Genomic DNA, 19,462 nt, shown 5'->3' with positions numbered 1-19,462 from the left:
CCGCCGCCCCCAGCCCCGGCGGTCCTCGCCGTTCTCCACAGGGACACGCCGAACTCCGACGGCGCACGGTTGTGCGGCGCCACCCTGACCAGATGCGCATCACGGCACCGGGCGACCTCGACCTCGACGTGCACCCGGGCACGACAGCCGCCGAGGTCTGCGCGTTCGCAGGTCTCGACCGCGGCTGGTGTGGCTCGGTTGAGCTCGACCCGGACCATCCGGCCGGCGTCGCCCCGCTGGTGCACGGCGCCCGGATCACCTCGGCGCCGGCTCCGTCCTGCCTGCCGCACGCTGGCCTCCACCTGCGCGTCGTGGAGGGGCCCGATGCGGGCCACACGATCGCCCTCGACCGCCCGGTGATCATCGGCCGGGGAGAAGGCGCGGACCTGCGTCTTGACGATCCCGCCATCAGTACTGAGCACGCTGTCGTCACTGGACCCCCACGCGTCAGAGCGCGCGACCTGGGGTCGTCCAATGGCACCGCCTCGCCATGGCGAGGTCGGCTGCGCCCAGGCGATCACGTCACCGTCGGGCGCTCGCGCATCGTGCTGGTCGACCCGGGCGACGCACGGGCCGCCGGGGCCGACGCGCCCCTCCCTCCGCCGCATCCGGGCGATGGCGCGCGGCGATGGGGCGCGCTGGCAGGCGGACTCGCCTCCGGCGTCGTGCTGGCCGCGATGACGGGCCGGTGGCAGCTCGGACTCGTCGGCATCGTGCCCGCCGCCGTGCCGTGGTTGAACCAGGTCGTCGCGCGCCGCCGCGGCTCGACTGCCGCACCCGCTCCCGATGCCGACGTCACAGGAGCAATAGCCGTGCGCGGCACGACCGAGGCCGTCAGGGGCTACATGCGCGCGAGAGCGCTCGCGAGTGGGGCGAGGCCCATGGATGCGGCGTGGGAGGAACCGTGGATGCGCTGGCTGGACCCGCCACGTGACCGCGAGCGCATGGTGACCGTCGAGCCCGCGGCGGCCTGGCCGTCGTGGGCGGCGGTCCGCGTCGACGTCGCTCGCGACGCGCGCGTCGAAGACCACGGCACCGGACCGCTCGCACTGCTGCCGCTCGCGGTCACGGCGAGCACGGCCGAGCTCGTCGCTCGGAGACGTGTCGCGGGCCGAGAGGAGGACCCTCTCCCCCACGAACTGCGGTGGGCGGACGTGGCCGACGCCGTGGACGATCGCCCCGCAGACGGCGGAGCGCGACGCCTGCGTGCCGCGTTCGGTGCGACCCGCGATGGCCCGTTCGTCCTCGACCTCGATGCCGACGGACCGCACCTGCTGGTGGCCGGCACCACAGGATCCGGCAAGTCCGTGGCGCTCGAGACGCTGGTCACGGCGCTGGCGTACGCGCACCCTCCCAGCGACCTCACGCTCGCGCTCGTCGACTTCAAGGGTGGGGCCGGACTGCGCGGCTGCATGGCGCTGCCGCACGTCGCCGCAACGCTCACGGACCTTGACGGGGCGCTCGCGCGCCGCGCGCTCGCCGGGCTGGCGCACGAGCTCCACGCACGCAAGACCGCGCTGAACCACCGACGCCTTGCTTCGATGAGCGAGTGGGAGCGCGCCGGCGGTGCGCCGCCCCGGCTCCTGGTGGTGATCGATGAGTACCAGGAGATCGTCGCGAGCCACGCGTCGTTCCTGCCCGACCTCGCCCGGATCGCGGCCCAGGGCCGATCGCTGGGGCTGCACCTGGTGCTGGCGACCCAGCGCCCGGCGGGGGCGGTGACGCCCGAGGTGAGGGCGAACGTCTCCACCACCGTCGCCCTGCGTGTCGCGTCGGCAGCGGAGTCACGCGACCTGCTGGGCACGGCGGACGCCGCCGCCATCCCCGCCTCCACGCCCGGGCGCGCGATCGTGGCTCGGGGCAGGGATCATCGCGAGGTGCAGATCGCCGTACCGAGCGCCGAGCCGTCGCCGCGCGTCAGGCGAGCGGGAGTGGCGAGCCCTCCGGGTGCGCCACTCGCCCGCGATGCCGCCGCGCGGTGGGACGGCAGCGGCCGTGCGGCTCCCCTGTGGCTTCCGTCTCTCCCTCACCGCTGGAAGCCCCCTCGCCACGCATCGGCCGGGATCGCCGTCGCACTCGTCGATCGGCCGGCCACCCGCACTCAGGAGGTCGCGGACTGGGCGCCGGAGCAGGGGCCGGCGATCATCATCGGACCGCCCGGATCGGGTCGCACCAGCGCGCTCCACGCGATCGCCGACCAGGCACAGGCGGCCGGGCTCACACCGGTGGTGCTCCCCACGGATCCACGCCTCGCCTCGCGGACGCTTGCGATCGCGTCGGCTCGCGCGGACGTCCTGGTCCTCATCGATGACGTCGAAGCGACCGCCGCGCGACTCGCCATGGTCGACGACGGCGCAGCGCTCGAGGACCTGGCTCAGAGGGCCGCGCTGCGACTGCCGACCGCGATGGCGGGCAGCCCGGCGATGCCGTTCCGTCTCGCGACGGGGGCGTTCGTGCTGGCTGTCCTGACCGGCGTCGAGCCGAGCGTCGCATCACAGTGGGGCGTGCCCCGGGCACTGATCGAGCACACCGGGCCTCCGACCCCCGGCCGCGCGCACATTCGCCACCGCGGGTCATGGGACGCCGCGCAGCTCGCCTCGGGCGAGGAGGGCGCGTCGACCCGCCTCGTTCGGCCACTTCCGCTCGAGGTCGACGGGCCGCGCCTGGGAGCGTCTCTCGGCATCGGCGGCGACGATGCCGCGCCGGTGACGGCCCCCACCGGACCGGTCACCGTCGTGGGCACGCCTGGCCCCACGCGCGATGCGGTGCTCGCCCGCCTCGAGGGCGCAGCGATCACGACCGTGGAGATGCCCGGCCTGGTCGCACCCGGCTGCCCGACGGTCGTGCTCGTCGAGCCGACCCCGCGCGCTGTGCGCCAATGCGCCCCGCATGCGTGGCGAGGGGTCACCGAGCCGCACCAGGTGCCTGGGCGCATCGTGCTGGTCCGCGACGGCTCAGCGGCAGCCGTGCAGATCCCGCGCGAATGACTGCGAGAGCGTCACGCGGCGGGAGGCTCGGGGCTGGTCGGCGCATCGTCGGGAGTCGCGCGGATCTCACGCCGCGCGTCTGCGAGCAGAGCGGCCGCTGCCAGGATGGCCGTCGCGATGACGACCGCACCGACGGCCACCGACCACTCGAGCACGGTCACGCCGGCCGCAGCCTGCAGCACCTGCCACGTGATCGCGAGACCGCGGGGCCATGCCGCTCCACGCCACAGCGACCGGCTCGCCCACACCAGCGCGATGCCGGCTCCCAGCGCCAGCGCCGCAATCGCCGCAGCCATCGCCGTGGCATCCTCGCCTGCCACCGCCCTCGCGCCGATCCAGGCGGCGACGGCGACCAGAGTGACGCCCTCGGCCGCCACCAGCACTGCCGCGAGCCGGCGCAACGGCAGGGTTGTCCCGATCGTTGTGCTCATGGACGACACGGTAACTGTTGGGGAACTGTGGAACATGACACACCGACACCCCCTTGTCATCTGTTGTTAACAATGAGAACCTTGGACCAGTGAATTCCGCGATGGCAGCGGCATCCCCCCACCACACTTGAGGGCTTTGCTGCGCCTCCGAACCCAGGAGGAACCATGGATTGGCGTAACAACGCAGCCTGTCTAGATGTTGACGACCCCGAGCTGTTCTTCCCCGTCGGCAACACCGGGCCGGCGCTCGTGCAGATCGAGAAGGCCAAGGCCGTCTGCAACACCTGCGAGGTGCGCGACATGTGCCTGCAGTGGGCGATGGAGCACAACCAGGACTCCGGGGTCTGGGGCGGCCTGTCTGAGGACGAGCGCCGCTCGCTCAAGCGCCGCGCTGCCCGCGCGCGCCGCGCCGCGAAGTAGGGACGTCGGGGCGAACACCGCCCCACGCCTCGACGCCTCCGCGCGTCAGCGCTCGTCGCCCACCAGGGCGTCGAGCTCGACGACGGAACCACCGTCGAGGCGCGTCCACGTGATCGAGCCCGAGAGCTCGTTCTCGATCAGCGTGCGGACGATCTGCGACCCCAGGCCCGACGGCTCGCCCGCGAGCCCCACGCCGTCGTCCTTGATCGAGACGTGAAGGCGGTCGTTCTCGCGCGCAGCCGCGACCGTGATGGTGCCGAACTCTCGTCCCTCGAAACCGTGCTCGACGGCGTTGGTGACCAATTCCGTGATGACGAGCGCCAGTGACGACGCGAACTGCGCCGGCACCAGGCCGAAGTCACCGTCGCGGACGATCTTCACCTGCACGCCCGGCGAGGCGACGTCGGCGGCCATCCGCATGGACCGCTGAGCCAGATCGTCGAAGTTCACGAGCTCGTCCAACGTCCCCGACAGCGTCTCGTGCACGAGCGCGATCGTCGACACGCGTCGCATCGCCTCGGCGAGCGCTTCCTTCGCCTCAGGGGCCTCGACACGACGAGACTGCAGTCGCAGCAGCGCGGCGACCGTCTGCAGGTTGTTCTTCACGCGGTGGTGGATCTCGCGGATCGTCGCGTCCTTGGTGATGAGCTCACGCTCGCGACGTCGCAGCTCGCTGACGTCGCGGCACAGCAGCACCGCCCCCGTGCGCTCGCCCTGCTCGGTCACCGGAATGGCTCGCAGCGACAGGCACGCCCCGTTCGCCTCGAGATCGGTGCGCCAGGCTGCCCGCCCCATCACGACCATCGCCAGCGTCTCGTCGATGTGCCCCTTGTCGAGCACGACCTCGCTCGTCACCCGCGGCAGAGAGCGGTTCATGAGCGACCCGGTCACGCCGAGGCGGTGGAAGCACGAGAGGGCGTTGGGGCTCGCGTACGTCACGTGCCCTGCGGCATCGAGCCTCAGCACGCCATCCCCCACGCGCGGCGCGCCGCGCCGCGGGCCCGTCACCGACGTCTGCACCGGGAACTCTCCCCGCGTGATCATGTGAAGCAGATCGTCGGCCGCGCCCTTGTAGTTGAGCTCGAGACGGCTTGAGGAGCGCGACACCGCCTGCGACACCTCACGCGTGAGGACCGCGATCGCCTTCCCGTTCATCACCACGGGCAGCGCGTCCTCGCGTACGGCATACGTCTCGTCCCAGCGGGGTTCACGAGACGCGATGATGCCGCCCTCGTCGAGAGCGCGCTGGAGGTGGGCGACTCGTCCCGCTGCCGCGCGGGTGCCCACCACATCGTCCTGGTGGACGGTCGGGCCGGTGGACGGACGGCACTGGGCGATCGCGACGAACCCCTCCGGCACCTGACGCCACATCACGAGGTCGGCGAAGGACAGATCGGCGATGATCTGCCAATCTCCCGCGAGCAATGCGAGCCTGTCTGCCTCCGCATCCGTCAACGGTCCGAATCGTTCTGCTGTCTCTCGAAGTGCTGCCACAGGGACCACCCTAGGCAATCAGAGGCGCGATACGCTGATCCCACCTCGTAAGGAACATCATGGACATCTCACACAGCCACGTCTTCGCCGCCGCCCCGGACGCCATCTCCGCTCTCCTCGCCGATCCCTCGTTCGCGAGCGCTCGCAGCGACGCGGCGGGCGCCGCCCATGCCGACGCGATCGTGGACGGCACCCCCGCGACCGGATTCTCGGTGTCGATCCGCCAATCCGTTCCCGCCTCGTCGATCCCCGCCGAGTTCCGCTCATTCGTCGGATCGCAGCTCAACGTGCGATACACCGAGGTGTGGGACCCGGCGACCGGAGACGCCCGCACCGGCACGTTCGCCGTGGAGATCGTGGGCACACCCGGCCACGCCGCGGGATCGCTGCGACTCGACCCCGAAGGCGACGGCACGCGCTTCACGGCCGACGGCACTGTGTCCGTGAGGATTCCGCTGGTCGGACCCATGATCGAGAAGGCGGTGGCCAGCGCCGTCGTGAAGGCGCTGCGCGAGGAGCTGACGGTCGCTGACGAGTGGCTCTCGCGCCGGTGACGTCGGCGCGCGCGCCCCTCGCGGTGTTCGCGGGCGGCTGTCTCGGGGGAGCCCTCCGACTCGGCATCGATGAATGGGTGCCGTCGACCGCCTCCGGCCTGCCGCTGGACATCGTCGCCATCAACCTCATCGGTGCGTTCTGCCTGGGCATCCTTGCTGCGTGGGTGCTGGTCCAGGGCGCGCGCTGGTGGGTGCCGCTCGTGGGCACCGGCGCTCTCGGGGCGTTTACGACGTTCTCCGCGCTGGCCGCGCTGCCCTGGATCGCTGAGGCCGGAGCCCTCCTCGCCGTAGGCCTGCTGTGCGCGACCCTCGTGGCCTCCGTGGCCGTCGCGGCGGCCGGTTGGCCGATCGGTGTCAGGATTGCGCTCGCTCAGGAGCGCCGCGCGGAGGAGTCGTCATGACGCCCGCGCTGTTCCTCATCGCGGCGCTCGGCTGCGGAACGGGTGCGACGCTGCGGTACGCCATCAGCCGGCTCGACCGTCACGGCCGGTTCCCGTGGCCGACGATCGTGTCCAACACCGCGGGCTCCGCGCTGCTGGGCTGCGTCGCGGCGGCGGTCATCGATGGCGGTGCGGGCGTGGGGTGGCTGCTCGTGCTCGGCGGCGGCGTCGCAGGCGGCCTGAGCACCTTCTCCACGCTCGCCGTCGATGCGGTGATCCTGTGGCGAGAGGGGCGCAGGCGCGCGCTGCTCACATACGTCACGGCCACCCTCGCGACCGGCCTCGGAGCGGCGGCGCTCGGCTGGGCGGTAGGGCTGGCGCTCGTCTGAGGCCCGCTCGTCTGACACCCGCCCGTCTGCGACGCCGATGGCGCGGCTACGTCAGCGTGCGCCCGGGACGGGGGCCACCGCTGCGCACGCGCAGCACGATCGGCCATCCCACGACGATGACGGCCACCACCAGTGCAGGCCAGGCGGTCGCCGACGATCCCACCAGCGCGACCGCGCCGAGCACGAGCGACCCGAGCAGGCCAGCGGCGGAGACGGCGATCGGCACTCTCAGCGCGGCGATGCTGCCACTCCGGCGCTGCGCCATCGCCGCGATGTTCGCCACGGAGTAGTACGTGAGGATCGTCGCCACCGACACGAGCAGCAGATCGATGCCAGGCACCCACACCAACGCCACGGCACCGACCGCGATGATGGCCTCAGCCCGCACCGGCGCTCCCTGCGCGCCCTGATGGGCGAGAACCCGGGGGAGGTCTCCTTCCCGTGCCATCGCCATCGCGGTGCGACCCGCACCTGCCATCACCGCGAGCATCGCGCCGCCGACGGCCAACGCCGCTGTGACAGTCACGAGACCCACCGGCGCACCGACGACGCTCCCTAGGGCGGCGATCGGCGCCTCGGCGACCGACGCGGTCTCGGTGACGGTGAAGGTGACCGTCGAGCCCACTCCGGCCTCGCCCACCACCGCGCCGCCATCGAACACGCCCCTGAGCACCACCGCGAGCCCGACGTACAGCGCAAGCACCCACGCGAGCGCGAGGCCGATCGCACGAGGGATCGTCCGGGCGGGGCTCACCACCTCCTCCCCCAGCGTCGCGATGCGCGCGTACCCCGCGAATGCGAAGAAGGCGGCCGATGCGCCGGCGAGCACTGCGGGCAGGCCCGTTGCCGCATCGGCCGGGCTTGCGGTGAAGGGCAGTGCGTCGAAGGATCCGTCCGTGTACTCCACCGTCGCGCCGAGCACGATCAGCGTGGCGAGCACTGCGCTCACGATCACGGCGATGGCGGTGGCGCCCGCAGCGGTACGGGTGATCCCGCGCGCATTGAGGGCCCAGCACAGCACGATCGCGCCCGTCGCCACGACCTGCGGGTGGCCCGGGAGCACGTATGTCCCGAGCACCGCCGCGCCCACTCCCACCGATGCCGTCTTGCCCACGATGAACGCGGTGCCCGCGAGGCGACCCGCGAAGTCGCCGAGCTCGGCGCGACCGTATGCGTAGGCTCCCCCCGCCACGGGATGTCGGGCGGCGAGCTGGGCGGTCGACAGCGCGTTCGCTGTCGCGACGAGTGCGGCGATCGCGAGCGCCGCGAGATACCACGAGCCGGCGCCGTGGACGTCCGCCCACATGCCGGAGAACACCCCCGCGCCCAGCATCGAGCCGACGCCGATGCCGGTGGCACCCACGAGTCCCAGCCGCCGGGGGTTCGTCACGGCGACAGCATAGGGGTGGACGCCGCCCCCGGGGCACGACGCACGCGCCCGGAACGCACGAAAGCCCGGACCATCTGGTCCGGGCTCTCGTGTGCTGTAGTAGCGGGGACAGGATTTGAACCTGCGACCTCCGGGTTATGAGCCCGGCGAGCTACCGAACTGCTCCACCCCGCGTCGGCAATCACTCACTCTACCGGACGGTTGCCACGTCACCAAATCCCCGTCGCAGCACCCCTATCGCGAGTGGGACGGCCGACCTATAGTCGGAGCGTGACCCCTCGCAGCGCTCTTCGACTCGCGGTGGTCCCCGTGATCATCCTCGCGGGCTGCGCCGGGCCGCCGGACGACTCGGCTGACGGCAGCGCCACGCCCCGGCTGATCGAGCGCGCGAGCCCCTCGCCGTCTTCTTCCCCCTCTCGCCCCGCGCCCCTGCCGTTCCGAGGCACGGAGCGCGCTGAGCCCGACGTTCTCGTGTGGTCGCAGGAGTTCGACGGTCCCGCCGGCAGCCTGCTCGACCCGGAGACGTGGCTGGTCAACGACTACGCCTCCCACCCCAGTCAGTCACTGACGTCGTGGACCGCGCGCCCCGAGAACGTCTCGCTCACCGGTGACGGCGCCCTGCGCATCACCGCGCGTGAGGAGGACTGGGAGGACCCCTACGGCACTGAGACCGACTACACCTCCGGTCGCATCGAGACCGTCGACGCGTTCCGGTACGGAAGCATCGAGGGACGGGTCAAGGCCACCGCCGGTCTCGGCACGCTCTCGGCGTTCTGGATGCTGGGCCGCTATGAGGTCGACGGCGAGACCTGGCCGGGTGCAGGCGAGATCGACATCGTCGAGCTCGTGGACGAGGCGGATCTAGTGCATGGCACCGTGCACGGCGCCACGCGCATCGACGGTCACTGGCAGCAGGGCGGCACGCGCGATGCGGAGGGCGGCTGGGCGGACGAGTGGCACGTCTACCGTGTCGAGTGGGAGCCAGAGTCCATCGAGTTCTCAGTCGACGGCGAGGTCTACTACCGGATCACCCCTGACGACCTTGCCGAGGACCAGCGGTGGAGCTTCGACGAGCCCCAGCACATCCTCGTCAACCTCGCCGTGGGCGGCTCATGGGCGTCCGACCCAGCGGACCCCTCCGTGTTCCCCGCGGAGATGCTGGTCGACTACATCCGCGTCTACGGCAGCGAACACCACCCGAGGCTGTGACCCAGGCGGGCCGAGTCTCACGGCCCGCCTGTCGCGCGACCCCGCCGGAGCGGGGTCGCGACGTCACGTCAGGGGGTGGGCTCGGGTGAGGGCGAGGCGTTCGACTCGCCAGCGGCCTCGCTCTGGATGGCAGCGATGCGCTCATCGGCCACGACCGCGTCCTCCAGCGCCGCAGCGAGCTCGTCCTGCGCGGTGCCGTAGGCAGTGAAGTCGCTGGCCTGCAGCGCGGTCTGTCCGTCGGCGATCGCCTGCTGAGCCCGCTCGAGCGCATCGCGCAGGTCCGCCTGGGCGGCCTCGAGATCGGTCAGCGTGCCCGGGTCGATCGGGGCCTCGTCGCCTTCTGCAGGCTCCTCGGCGTCCGCCGGCTCCTCACCGTCGACGGGCTCGTCGCCCGCCTCTCCAGGCGCCACGGCTTCTCCGTCCTCCGTCGGCGGTCGCGGGTCCTCGACCGCACCGTCCGCCGCACCCTCGCCGAAGACCTGGTCGAGCGCCTCCTGAAGGGTGTCCGCGAAGCCCACCTCGTCACCGAAGGAGACGAAGACCTTGCGCAGGAGAGGCACCCGGGTGCCCTCGCTGGACTGGACGTATACCGGCTGCACGTAGAGCAGTCCGCCGCCCACGGGAAGCGTGAGCAGGTTGCCGTTGACCACGTCGGTCTCGCCCTGGCGGAGCAGGTTCAGCGTGGTCTGCGCGTCCGAGTTCGAGTTGAAGTTGTTCTGGACCTGGCCCGGACCGGGGATCGTCGTGTCACGCGGCAGCTCGAGGAGCCGCAGCGTGCCGAAGCCCTCGGCGACCTCGCCCGCGGTCGACCCCGTCTCGGAGTCCACCGCGAGATAGCCGGTCAGGATGTTGCGGTCCGTGTTGCCGCCAGGGATGAAGTTGCTGGTCAGCGAGAAGGACGGCTCGTCCTGCCCGGGCATCTGGAGCGACAGGTAGTACGGCGGCTGCAATCCCTCGCCGGCCTGCACAGGGTCGGCCGGGGTCGACCAGATGTCCTGGCCGGAGTAGAAGGCCGATGCGTCCGTCACGTGGTAGCGCTGGAGCTGGTGGCGCTGGATCGAGAACAGGTCCTCGGGGTAGCGCAGGTGGCTCATCAGGTCGCTGCTGATCTCCGACATCGGCTCGATCGCGTTCGGGAAGATGTTCTGCCACGTCTGGAGGATCGGGTCCTCCTCATCCCATGCGTACAGGGTGACCGAGCCGTCGTAAGCATTGACGGTGGCCTTGACCGAGTTGCGCACGTAGTTGAGCGAGGTCGGGAACTGAGAGGTGGCCGAGCCCGCGAAGACGCCGGTCGCCTGCACCGGCGCGGAGTACGGGAACGATCCGGTGGTCGTGTAGCCGTCGACGACCCAGACGACCTCCTCGTCGACCACGGCGGGATACGTGGTCTGGTCGAGCTCGAGGTACGGCGCCACCTTCGCGACGCGCTCCAGGGGGTCGCGGTTGTAGAGGATCTGGGACTCGCTCGTGACGCGGTCGGAGAAGAGGATCTGCTCCTCGCCGAACTTGATCGCGTAGAGCACCTTCTCCACGAACGTGCCGATGCTCGGTCCGCCCTCGCCCTCGTACGTCGTGTTGATCTGCCCGTTGGGCGAGTCGTCGTCCGGGTAGTCGAGCTCCCAGGGGTTGGTGTCCGCGGGCGCTCCCACGATCGAGTAGTCGGGCAGAGTCTGGCCGAAGTAGATGCGCGGCTCGTACGGGCCCAGACCGCCGTTCGACGGGATGTTGCCCTCGTAGAAGGCGGGCTGACCGTCGACCGTGGTGCGATTGCCGTACGCAGCGACGACGCCGAACCCGTGCGTGAACACGGTGTGGTCGTTCACCCAGCTGCGGTTCTCGTTGGACAGGCCGTTGAGGTCGAGCTCGCGCACTGCGATCACGGTGTCGCGCGACTCGCCATCGATCGTGTAGCGGTCGACCGCGAGCTCATCGCCGAAGTTGTAGTACTGCTTGTTCTGCTGCAGCTGCTGGAACGCCGGACCCACGATGGTGGGGTCGAGCAGTCGGATCTGCGTGGTGGTCTCCGCGTTCGCGCGCAGCGCGTCAGCCTCCGCCTCGGTCGCCGCCTCGTACTGCATCGTCTCGATGTTGTCGAGGCCATAGGCGTACTGAGTGGCGTCGATGTTGCGCTGGATGAACGGCTCCTGGAGCGACTGCGCGTTCGGCTCCACCTGGAAGCGCTGCACCACTGCGGGGTAGATGCCGCCGATCACGAGGGCGGACAGCACCATGAGCGAGACGCCGACCGCGGGGATCCGCCAGTCGCCGCGCCAGATCACTGCGAGGAATAGCAGGCCCACCAGGACGGCGATGCCCACGAGGATGGTGCGGCCCGGAAGGATGGCGTTGACATCGGTGTAGGACGCCCCGTAGAAGCGCTCCTCCTCGGAGTTCAGCAGAGCGAACCGGTCCAGCCAGTAGTTGGCGGCGATGCCGAGCATGACGATCAGACCGGAGATCGCCAGCTGAATGCGCGCGCCCCCCGAGGCGACGAAGCCTCGCCCGCCACCGATGCCGCCGTACAGCAGGTGGACGAATGCCGCGAGGATGGTGCACAGGATCGCGATGGTGAGCACGAAGCCGGAGAGCGTCTGCAGCACCGGCAGAGTGAACACGTAGTACGACGCATCGAGACCGAACTCGGGATCCGCGACCCCGAACTCCTCGTGGTTCAGCCACGCGAGGAAGTCCACCCAGCGCGCGGACATCGCGAGGCCGGCGATGAGTCCCACGAACGCGGGAAGCGCCACCATGGCGATCTTCTCGAGGGGCTGAATCTGCTCGCGGTACTGGTCGAGCGTGGTGCGCTTGCCCGTGACCGCGGGTCGCACGCGACGCGCCACCCAGAGCGTGATCCAGACGGCGAGGGCGGCGATCAGACCGAATCCGAAGAAGAGGACCGCACGGGTGATCCACTGGGTCGTGAGCACCTCGGCGAAGCCGAGCTGTCGGTACCACGCGATCTCGGTCCACACCTGCGCGGCGATGATGGTGAGCACCACGAGGACGGCCACCACGATCCCGGTCACAAGCATCGGAGAGCGGCGCCTGGGCGCCTGCATCGGGCGCGGCGGGGTCGAACGGCGGTCGTCGTCGAACGTCACAGAGGTGTCCTTCTTTGGGGTTGATTCAGTTCAAGGGTAGTTCAGGGCGAGCGGCACGACTGCAGGCTGTCGGTGTCGCCGCTGCCAATGCCGATGATCGCGGCATAGGCATCGTCCAAGGTCTCCACTGAATAGACGTCGAGACCGGCTGGGACGTTCCCGATGACCTCCCCGCAGTTGTCCGCAGGAGCGAGGAAGTAGTCCGCGCCGGCGTCCACGGCACCGTGCATCTTCATGGCGATGCCGCCGATCGCGCCGACATCCCCCGACGCGTCGATCGTGCCCGTGCCGGCCACACGCGCATCGGCGAGCTCATCCGCCTCGGTGAGCATGTCCATGATCGCGAGCGAGAACATCAGCCCTGCGCTGGGTCCGCCCACCGAGTCGATCTGGACCGAGACGTCGATGGGGAGCTCGAAGCCGGGATCGATGCCGAGCCCCATGAGCGCCCCGCCGGCGCCGTCGTCCAAGGTCGCGAATGCGACCTCCGCGGTCTGGCCGCCGCGCACATAGGACACGCTCACGTCATCTCCGGGGGTGACGTCGGCGAGCACGTCCGCCAGCGCAGAGAACGTGGGCACGTCCTGACCATTCAGCGCCACGATCACGTCGCCTGGCTCCAGCAGTCCGGTGGCGAGCGAGGTGGGGATGACCTCGGCGACCTCCAGCTCGGCCGGCACCGGCTGATCGAGCGCCTCGAGAGCGGCGACCGTCGCCGATTCCTGAGATGTGATCCACGCTTGGGCCGACTGCTCCTCGAAGACTTCCTCCTCGTCCGGCGTCCCGAAGACCTCCTCCTCAGGCACGACGTAGCGGGCCTCGTCGGCCCAGCCGCGCAGCACACGGCCCAGCGTGAAGGCAGAGGAGCTTCCGCGCGCGACAGAGACGGTGGTGAGGCGCAGCTCGCCTGACGCGGGGAAGGTCGGTGCACCCTCGATCTCCACCAAGGGCACGCCCTCCACCTCCGATAGCGTGTCGAAGGTGGGGCCGGGTCCTCCGATGGCGAACGGCGCGGGGAGGATGGACAGCACGGCGATCAGCAGCGACGCGCCGAGTCCGGTCGCGGCCAGCACGAAGGAGCGGCGATCCAAGGGGTCGCCGGAGACGTCGGTGATGGTGTCTCCGCCAGCGCCGTCGAGCAGGACGGGCGGCGGTGGGGGTGCGGCGCTCACGCGCACCATCATTGCTCATAGCGAACGACGTGCCCAAATGGCCGAGCTGTTCGTTACCTTGGACAGACGTGCGCGCCAGGCGCCCGCCGCGAACTCCAGGAGCCCTCAGTGACCGACGACCAGACCCCGTGGATGCGCCTGCTGCGCGAACTGTTCGGAGACGACGCGGAGGCAGCGCTCGAGGAGCTCGAACGCATGGGCATGGATCCCGCTGCTCTCGCTCAGGCGAGCGGCATGCTGTCCAACCCGGCCATGCTCGACCACGTCCTCGGGCAGATCCGGTCCCTGGTGGCGCAGTCGCAGGGCGAGGACGTGAACTGGCAGCTCGCTCACGACGTCGCTCGCGGCGTGGCGGCACAGGGCGGCGACCCCACAGTGACGGCTCACGTCGCCTCGGAGCACCGTGCGGCCGTGTCCCGCGCCGAGCTGTGGCTCGATGCCGCCACCGACTTCGATCCCTCGGGACGCGAGCCCCGGGTGTGGAGCCGCGCCGAGTGGATCGAGGCGACCATGCCGACGTGGCGCGTCCTCGCGGGGCCTGTCGCCACCAGCGTCTCGAAGGCGCTCAGCGGCATCCTCGGAGCAGAGGGCGGCGGCACCGGCCTCGGCGCCGAGTCCTCCGCACTCGTCGGCTCGGTGAGCCCCACCGTCTGCGGCATGCACGTGGGGCAGGCGGCTGGCGAGATGGCCCGCGACGCCTTCGGCGCGACCGACCTGGGATTCCCGCTGCTCGCCGAGCCTCGCGTCGTGCTGGTGCCCAGCGCGATCGACGCTTTCGCCGGGGGCCTGGGCGTGCCGGAGGACGAGGTGCGCGCGTACATCGCCCTGCGCGAAGCGGCGCACGTGCGTCTGTTCTCTGCGGTCCCCTGGCTTCCCGGCCACCTCCACACGCTCATCGAGAAGTACGCCGCCGGCATCAGCATCGACGTGGAGGCGCTCGACGAGGCTGTGCGCGACGTCGGCTTCGAGGAGCCCGCGAAGATGCAGGAGGCTCTCACTCAGGGCATCTTCGCCTCCCACCACAGCGACGAGCAGCGCGAGACGCTCGCGTCCATCGAGACGCTGCTCGCCCTCATCGAAGGGTGGGTGCAGGAGGTCACGGTGCGCGCCGCTGCTCCGCACCTGCCCTCCATCGGCGCGCTCCGCGAGATGATGCAGCGCCGACGCGCCACGGGCGGCCCGGCCGAGGACGCCTTCGCGACGCTCCTCGGTCTCGAGTTGCGGCCCCGCCGCCTGCGTGACGCCGCTGCTCTGTGGGCACGACTGAGCCTCGAGGCGGGGCCCGAGGAGCGCGACCGCGTATGGGCGCACCCTGACGTGCTTCCGGGCGCGGCGGCGCTGGACGATCCGCAGGCGTGGGTCGCGCAGTGGCTCGGTGGCGCCGAGGAGGACGATGTCGACCGTGCCCTGGAGGCGCTGCTGGCCGAGGGACTCGGCGACGGGTCGCCAGCGTCTGATCCGGATGATGGCGAGCAGGATCCGGGAGCGTCCGGAACTCCCGGGGGCGCCCCGGACGGCGGCTCTCCGCGCCGTTGACTCTCGCCACCGGACGACACGGCACGCGCGCGCTTGTCCCGCATTGTCGTGGTGTCCGTCTACGCTTGTGGTGATCGGCCCGCAGGGGCCACCGGAGCCGGGTGCGCAACGCGCCCGGCGAGCAAGCGAAGGAGATGCCTCATGGCTGACGAAACTTACAAGGGCGAGTTCTACTGCGTGAAGTGCAAGGAGAAGCGCGAGACCGAGGGCAACGTCGTCGTCTCGGAGAACGGCCGCCGCATGGCGAAGGCCGTGTGCCCCGTCTGTGGCACCAAGCTCAACCGCATCCTCGGCAAGGCGTAACCTCCGCCCCACCGCATCGTTGAAAGCGGGCCGCCCCACCGGGGCGGCCCGCTTTCTGCTGTCTGGGGTCCCGTCGGGTCCGGGGGCGCCCACCGCGGTGTCCCTGTGGATAACGCGCGGCGTGCCGGCTCCCCTGCCACGCTGACCAGATGCACCTCAACCCTGCGGCTCCCGTGCTCGCGCTGCCCGGCACCGGACTGCAGGTGGGCTGGGACGCGCCCCTCGTGCTGACCACCACGACCCCTGGCGAGGCTCGGTTCCTCCGCTCGCTCGAGGGCGGCAGGCGCGTCGGCGCGGCCGAGCGACGCAAGCATGCCGACCTGCTGCGGCGACTGGCCGCCCACGGCCTCCTGGCGAACGACGATGAGCCGCGCCCGGACTCTCCGTGTGTGCGCATTCACGGCGCGGGTGCGCTCGGCACCGAGGCCGCGGTGGCGGTCGCGCGTGCGGGGCTGGCGCTGACGGTGGTGGACCAGGATCGTGCCAGGGCCGGCGCCGCGCCTCATCTGCCGGACCCCGACTGCGGTGCCGTGGCGCACGCGCGCGTGCGAGAGGCCGTGCCGACGGCACAGCTGCGGGGGGCACACGCGGATGCGGCGCTCGATGTCCTCATCTCATCGGGCCCGGCCGTCGCCAGGGCGCGGGCGCTGCTGTCCGCCAACCAGCCGCATCTGCTCGTCGAGTGCAGCGAGGCGTCGGTGCGCGTGGGTCCACTGGTGGTGCCGGGGACCACCGCGTGCGCCACCTGCCTGGGACTGACGGAGACCGAGTCTCGTGGCGACTGGCCAGTGCTGGCGCTGCAGAGCGATTCCAGACGTCCGCGTGTCGATCCGGTGGCGGCCACGATCGCGGGAGCACTGGCCGCCCACGAGGTCATCGCCTTTCTGGCGGGCCGCGCCGCCACGACGTGGCGCGTGAGCACCGGGGGCGTGACCACGCTCGCACCGACGGCCCCGCATCCCGACTGTCGCTGCACGGACGACGCGGTGCACGCCATCACCCGGGACGCACCTGCCGGCGTCTGACCCCCGTCAGTTGTCGGCGACGACCCTCAGGATCTGTGCGCCGAACTGGTCCAGCTTGGACGCGCCCACGCCGCGGACGCTCGCCAGGGCACCGATGGTCGAGGGGCGCTGCTGAGCGATCTCGACCAGCGAGGCGTCGGTCAGCACCGTATAGGCCGGCTTCGAGGACTCGCTCGCAAGGTCCAGGCGCCAGGCGCGCAGCGCCTCGAAGAGGTGCGCCTGGTCGGCATCGAGATCGGCGACCTTTCCTGCGGCCTTGGCTCGGCGCGTGGGGGTGCGCCCCGCCTCCGGCCACCAGCGCTCCAGGAACCGCGTGCGCTTGCGGCTGGCGCGCCCGCCGGCCTTCCGCGACCGCGCGAAGCTCAGCATGAGGTGCTCGCGTGCTCGGGTGACGGCGACGTAGAGCAGACGCCGCTCCTCTTCCACGGCCTCAGGCGCCTCAGCGAGGGAGATCGGCATCAGGCCTTCCGAGCATCCCACGATGAACACCGCGTCCCATTCGAGGCCCTTGGCCGCGTGCATGGTCGTGAGCGTCACTCCTTCGACGGCGGGCGCGTGCTGCGCCTGCGCGCGCTCGCCGAGGTGTTCGACGAACTCCCGCACCGTCGCGCTCCCTCCCCCGTCCGCGTCGAAATCATCCGCGAGCTGCACGAGAGCCTGCAGCGACTCCCAGCGTTCCCTCACCGCTCCTCTGGCCGAAGGCGCCTGCTCGCTCCATCCCGCATCGGCGATCGCGTCGCGCACCTGCTCACCGAGCGGCGCCTCGGTCGCGCTCACGGCTGCGCCACGCAGCAGCACCATCGCCTTGCGGACCTCCTCACGGTCGAAGAACCGGCGGCCGCCTCGGATCAGATAGCCGATGCCGCGGTGGGCGAGGGCGTCCTCCAGCTCCTCCGATTGGCTGTTGGTGCGGTACAGCACGGCGATCTCGGAGGCGGAGATTCCGGAGGCGATGAGCCGCTCGATCCGTTCCGCCACGGCAGCCGCCTCGGAGGAGTCGTCGTCGTACGCCGTGAACGAGGGGTCCGGGCCCGAGGGTCGCTGTGCGACCAGCTCGACCCCCGTGCGGGCCGACCCACGAGCCGCCATCAGTCCGTTCGCAAGGTTCACCACCTGCGGGGTCGACCGGTAGTCGCGCACCAGCCGCACCACCGTCGCGTCCGGGTGGGTGCGCGGGAAGTCGAGCAGGTGCCGCGGCGATGCCCCGGCGAACGAGTAGATGGTCTGGGCCGGATCGCCCACGACGCACAGCTCCTCGCGGCCTCCCAGCCACTGATCCAGCAGGAACTGCTGAAGTGGCGAGACATCCTGGTATTCGTCGACGACGAAGTGCCGGTACTGACGGCGGATCTGCTCGCCCACCTCGCCATGGCGCCCGATCATGTCCGCGAGCAGCAGGAGGATGTCCTCGAAGTCGAGGACCACCGCCTCGGTCTTCGCCTCCTCGTAGGCGCGCATGACGTCGGCCACCTGGCGTCGCTCGACGCCTGCGGGCGCGGGGCGTCCGGCATCGGCCGTCACCTGGGGGTAGTCCTCCGCGCCGACCAGCGAGACCTTCGCCCATTCGATCTCGCTTGCGAGGTCGCGCACGGTGAGCCGGTCCGGGCTGAGTCCCACCTGCCGGGCGGCGCGGCCCACGAGAGAGGCCTTCTGCTCGACCAGCTGCGGGATCTGGCCGCCGACCACCTGCGGCCAGAAGTAGCTGAGCTGGCGCAGCGCAGCCGCGTGGAAGGTGCGCGCCTGGACGCCCTGCGCCCCGAGCGCCCGCAACCGCTCACGCATCTCGCCGGCCGCGCGCGCGGTGAACGTCACCGCCAGCACCGACTGCGGGTTGTAGGCGTTCACGCGGACCCCGTACGCGATCCGATGCGTGATCGCGCGCGTCTTGCCCGTGCCCGCACCCGCGAGCACGCACACGGGCCCGTGAAGGGCGGTGGCGACGTCGCGCTGCTCGGGGTCGAGCGCGTCGAGGATCTGGTCGGCTGACATCACCGGCATTGTGTCAGGCCGCGGTGACACCGGGCGACGGACGGCGCCCGTCACGGCAGGGTCGAGCCGTACCACTCCTCGAGCAGGCGGCGGGCGATCGAGCCGGGGGGTGCGAGCACCAGCGTGCCATCCGCGACTCGCGCGTCGAGCTCGGCGCGCGAGACCCACATCGCCTCGGAGATCTCGTCATCGTCGAGGACGAACGCGGGGTCATCGACACGCGCCCGGAACCCGACCATCACGGAGGCGGGGAACGGCCACGGCTGCGACCCCGCGTACGTGAGGTCGTGCAGCACCAGTCCGGACTCCTCGGCGACCTCGCGATGCGCGGCCTGCTCGAGGCTCTCCCCCGGCTCGACGTAGCCCGCAAGGTGAGAGAAGCGATTCGCGGACCAGTGACTCGCGTGTGCCATGAGCATGCGGTCCTCGCCGTCCGTGATCGCGACGATCACGGCGGGGTCGGTCCGCGGGTAGTGGTCCCTCTGGTCGGTCGGGCACCGGCGCACCCAGCCGCCCATGCGCGGCTCGGTCGCGCTCCCGCACAGCGCACAGCGCGGGTGTGACGCGTGCCAGGCGGAGATCGCCACCGCGGTGGTCGCGAGCTCGCGGTCGCGCGCTCCGTCCGCGCCACGCGCCGCGAACATGCCGAGCAGCTCCCGCAGGGGGGTCATGCGCGCACCGGGGCCGCCGATGTCGAGCGGGCCATCGGGCACGACCGCGACGAGCTCATGCTCGCCGTCGCGTCCCAGGTAGATCTCGAGCCCGTGCGCAGGGCGCTCGGACGGCGGCAGTTCGACGACGTCGCCGTCGATCGCCAGCACCGCGCCATCGCGCACCACCACGGCGTGGGCGTGGGTCGTGTCCACGAGCTCGCGGCGCTCGCTTCCCCGGTCGATGATCAGGGGCTGGTCGAGCAGCAGATGGCGATTCACGCGATCACGCTACGCCACCGGCCACAGTCAGTCCCACTCGCGGCGCTCACGAACCCCGACACGGCTCGACGCGAGTGACGGCGCCGCAGACGGGCGGCCGGACGGGTCGCACGGGCGGGCGGCGTGGACTGTGGCATACGGTCG

General features: G+C 71.2%; 16 protein-coding genes and 1 tRNA gene. 9 read left to right on the top strand and 8 right to left on the bottom strand.

Going from position 1 to position 19,462, the window contains the following annotated elements; all coding sequences use genetic code 11:
• The first annotated feature begins 92 nt into the window (after positions 1–92).
• The gene (locus tag QQX02_RS08705) at positions 93–2,987 is read left to right on the top strand and encodes an FtsK/SpoIIIE domain-containing protein (protein WP_301142487.1); all 2,895 of its coding nucleotides are present in this window, start codon (positions 93–95) and stop codon (positions 2,985–2,987) included.
• An 11-nt stretch (positions 2,988–2,998) separates the two neighbouring features.
• On the opposite strand, the gene QQX02_RS08700 is transcribed toward QQX02_RS08705, so the two are convergent.
• Positions 2,999–3,418 carry a hypothetical protein gene (locus QQX02_RS08700; protein WP_301142486.1) on the bottom strand — a complete coding sequence of 140 codons (420 nt, stop codon included), beginning with the start codon at positions 3,416–3,418 and terminating at the stop codon, positions 2,999–3,001.
• A 165-nt stretch (positions 3,419–3,583) separates the two neighbouring features.
• Between QQX02_RS08700 and QQX02_RS08695 the strand changes: the two genes are divergently transcribed.
• Entirely contained in the window at positions 3,584–3,838 is a 255-nt protein-coding gene (locus QQX02_RS08695; protein ID WP_062131924.1) for a WhiB family transcriptional regulator, read from the top strand.
• Positions 3,839–3,883: 45 nt separating this feature from the next.
• Here QQX02_RS08695 and QQX02_RS08690 read toward each other — a convergent pair whose 3' ends face one another.
• Positions 3,884–5,332, bottom strand: coding sequence for a sensor histidine kinase (locus tag QQX02_RS08690; RefSeq protein ID WP_301142485.1), 1,449 nt, complete (start codon positions 5,330–5,332; stop codon positions 3,884–3,886).
• Between the two features lie 59 nt (positions 5,333–5,391).
• Between QQX02_RS08690 and QQX02_RS08685 the strand changes: the two genes are divergently transcribed.
• The 3 genes from QQX02_RS08685 to QQX02_RS08675 are packed head-to-tail and all read left to right on the top strand — an operon-like array spanning position 5,392 to position 6,655.
• Complete coding sequence (locus QQX02_RS08685; RefSeq protein ID WP_301142482.1) at positions 5,392–5,886, top strand: DUF2505 domain-containing protein; 495 nt, start codon at positions 5,392–5,394, stop codon at positions 5,884–5,886.
• Positions 5,883–6,287 (top strand): fluoride efflux transporter FluC, encoded by a 405-nt coding sequence (locus tag QQX02_RS08680; protein ID WP_301142481.1) that lies wholly within the window; start codon positions 5,883–5,885, stop codon positions 6,285–6,287. Before QQX02_RS08685 ends, QQX02_RS08680 begins: the two co-directional genes overlap by 4 nt.
• Positions 6,284–6,655: a fluoride efflux transporter FluC gene (locus tag QQX02_RS08675; RefSeq protein ID WP_301142479.1), complete on the top strand. Its 372-nt coding sequence runs from the start codon at positions 6,284–6,286 to the stop codon at positions 6,653–6,655. The genes QQX02_RS08680 and QQX02_RS08675 overlap by 4 nt, the downstream gene beginning before the upstream one ends.
• Positions 6,656–6,701: 46 nt before the next feature.
• Here QQX02_RS08675 and QQX02_RS08670 read toward each other — a convergent pair whose 3' ends face one another.
• The gene (locus tag QQX02_RS08670) at positions 6,702–8,045 is read right to left on the bottom strand and encodes an APC family permease (protein ID WP_301142478.1); all 1,344 of its coding nucleotides are present in this window, start codon (positions 8,043–8,045) and stop codon (positions 6,702–6,704) included.
• Between the two features lie 100 nt (positions 8,046–8,145).
• A tRNA-Met gene (locus QQX02_RS08665) sits at positions 8,146–8,219 on the bottom strand.
• 96 nt (positions 8,220–8,315) lie between these two features.
• Between QQX02_RS08665 and QQX02_RS08660 the strand changes: the two genes are divergently transcribed.
• Positions 8,316–9,254, top strand: a complete 939-nt coding sequence (locus tag QQX02_RS08660) for a glycoside hydrolase family 16 protein (protein WP_301142476.1) — start codon at positions 8,316–8,318, stop codon at positions 9,252–9,254.
• A gap of 68 nt (positions 9,255–9,322) precedes the next feature.
• Here the strand turns inward: QQX02_RS08660 and QQX02_RS08655 are convergent, their stop codons facing one another.
• Together QQX02_RS08655 and QQX02_RS08650 are read right to left on the bottom strand one after the other, a co-directional pair.
• A complete protein-coding gene (locus tag QQX02_RS08655) occupies positions 9,323–12,361 on the bottom strand; it encodes a UPF0182 family membrane protein (RefSeq protein WP_367304235.1) in 3,039 nt (1,012 codons plus the stop codon).
• Positions 12,362–12,402: 41 nt separating this feature from the next.
• Positions 12,403–13,533, bottom strand: a complete 1,131-nt coding sequence (locus QQX02_RS08650) for a YlbL family protein (RefSeq protein WP_301142475.1) — start codon at positions 13,531–13,533, stop codon at positions 12,403–12,405.
• Between the two features lie 108 nt (positions 13,534–13,641).
• Here QQX02_RS08650 and QQX02_RS08645 point away from each other — a divergent pair, with 108 nt between their 5' ends.
• From QQX02_RS08645 to QQX02_RS08635, 3 genes are all read left to right on the top strand, one after another.
• Positions 13,642–15,069 carry a zinc-dependent metalloprotease gene (locus tag QQX02_RS08645; protein ID WP_301142474.1) on the top strand — a complete coding sequence of 476 codons (1,428 nt, stop codon included), beginning with the start codon at positions 13,642–13,644 and terminating at the stop codon, positions 15,067–15,069.
• Positions 15,070–15,210: 141 nt separating this feature from the next.
• On the top strand, positions 15,211–15,372 hold the full coding sequence (locus QQX02_RS08640) for a DUF5679 domain-containing protein (RefSeq protein ID WP_193746335.1): 162 nt from the start codon (positions 15,211–15,213) through the stop codon (positions 15,370–15,372).
• A 149-nt stretch (positions 15,373–15,521) separates the two neighbouring features.
• On the top strand, positions 15,522–16,397 hold the full coding sequence (locus QQX02_RS08635) for a hypothetical protein (RefSeq protein WP_301142473.1): 876 nt from the start codon (positions 15,522–15,524) through the stop codon (positions 16,395–16,397).
• 6 nt (positions 16,398–16,403) lie between these two features.
• Here QQX02_RS08635 and QQX02_RS08630 read toward each other — a convergent pair whose 3' ends face one another.
• Positions 16,404–18,386: an ATP-dependent helicase gene (locus QQX02_RS08630; RefSeq protein ID WP_301142471.1), complete on the bottom strand. Its 1,983-nt coding sequence runs from the start codon at positions 18,384–18,386 to the stop codon at positions 16,404–16,406.
• 50 nt (positions 18,387–18,436) lie between these two features.
• Positions 18,437–19,318, bottom strand: a complete 882-nt coding sequence (gene nudC / locus QQX02_RS08625; protein WP_301142470.1) for an NAD(+) diphosphatase — start codon at positions 19,316–19,318, stop codon at positions 18,437–18,439.
• Between the last annotated feature and the right edge of the window lie 144 nt (positions 19,319–19,462).

Source organism: Demequina muriae, assembly GCF_030418295.1.
GTDB lineage: Bacteria > Actinomycetota > Actinomycetes > Actinomycetales > Demequinaceae > Demequina > Demequina muriae.
This window is presented reverse-complemented; position numbering and strand designations above follow the sequence as displayed.

Coding starts and splice junctions, on each gene's coding strand:
- QQX02_RS08705 (WP_301142487.1), top strand. CDS start 93: ATGCGCATCACGGCACCGGGCGACCTCGACCTCGACGTGCACCCGGGC.
- QQX02_RS08700 (WP_301142486.1), bottom strand. CDS start 3,418: ATGAGCACAACGATCGGGACAACCCTGCCGTTGCGCCGGCTCGCGGCA.
- QQX02_RS08695 (WP_062131924.1), top strand. CDS start 3,584: ATGGATTGGCGTAACAACGCAGCCTGTCTAGATGTTGACGACCCCGAG.
- QQX02_RS08685 (WP_301142482.1), top strand. CDS start 5,392: ATGGACATCTCACACAGCCACGTCTTCGCCGCCGCCCCGGACGCCATC.
- QQX02_RS08675 (WP_301142479.1), top strand. CDS start 6,284: ATGACGCCCGCGCTGTTCCTCATCGCGGCGCTCGGCTGCGGAACGGGT.
- QQX02_RS08640 (WP_193746335.1), top strand. CDS start 15,211: ATGGCTGACGAAACTTACAAGGGCGAGTTCTACTGCGTGAAGTGCAAG.
- QQX02_RS08635 (WP_301142473.1), top strand. CDS start 15,522: ATGCACCTCAACCCTGCGGCTCCCGTGCTCGCGCTGCCCGGCACCGGA.
- QQX02_RS08630 (WP_301142471.1), bottom strand. CDS start 18,386: ATGTCAGCCGACCAGATCCTCGACGCGCTCGACCCCGAGCAGCGCGAC.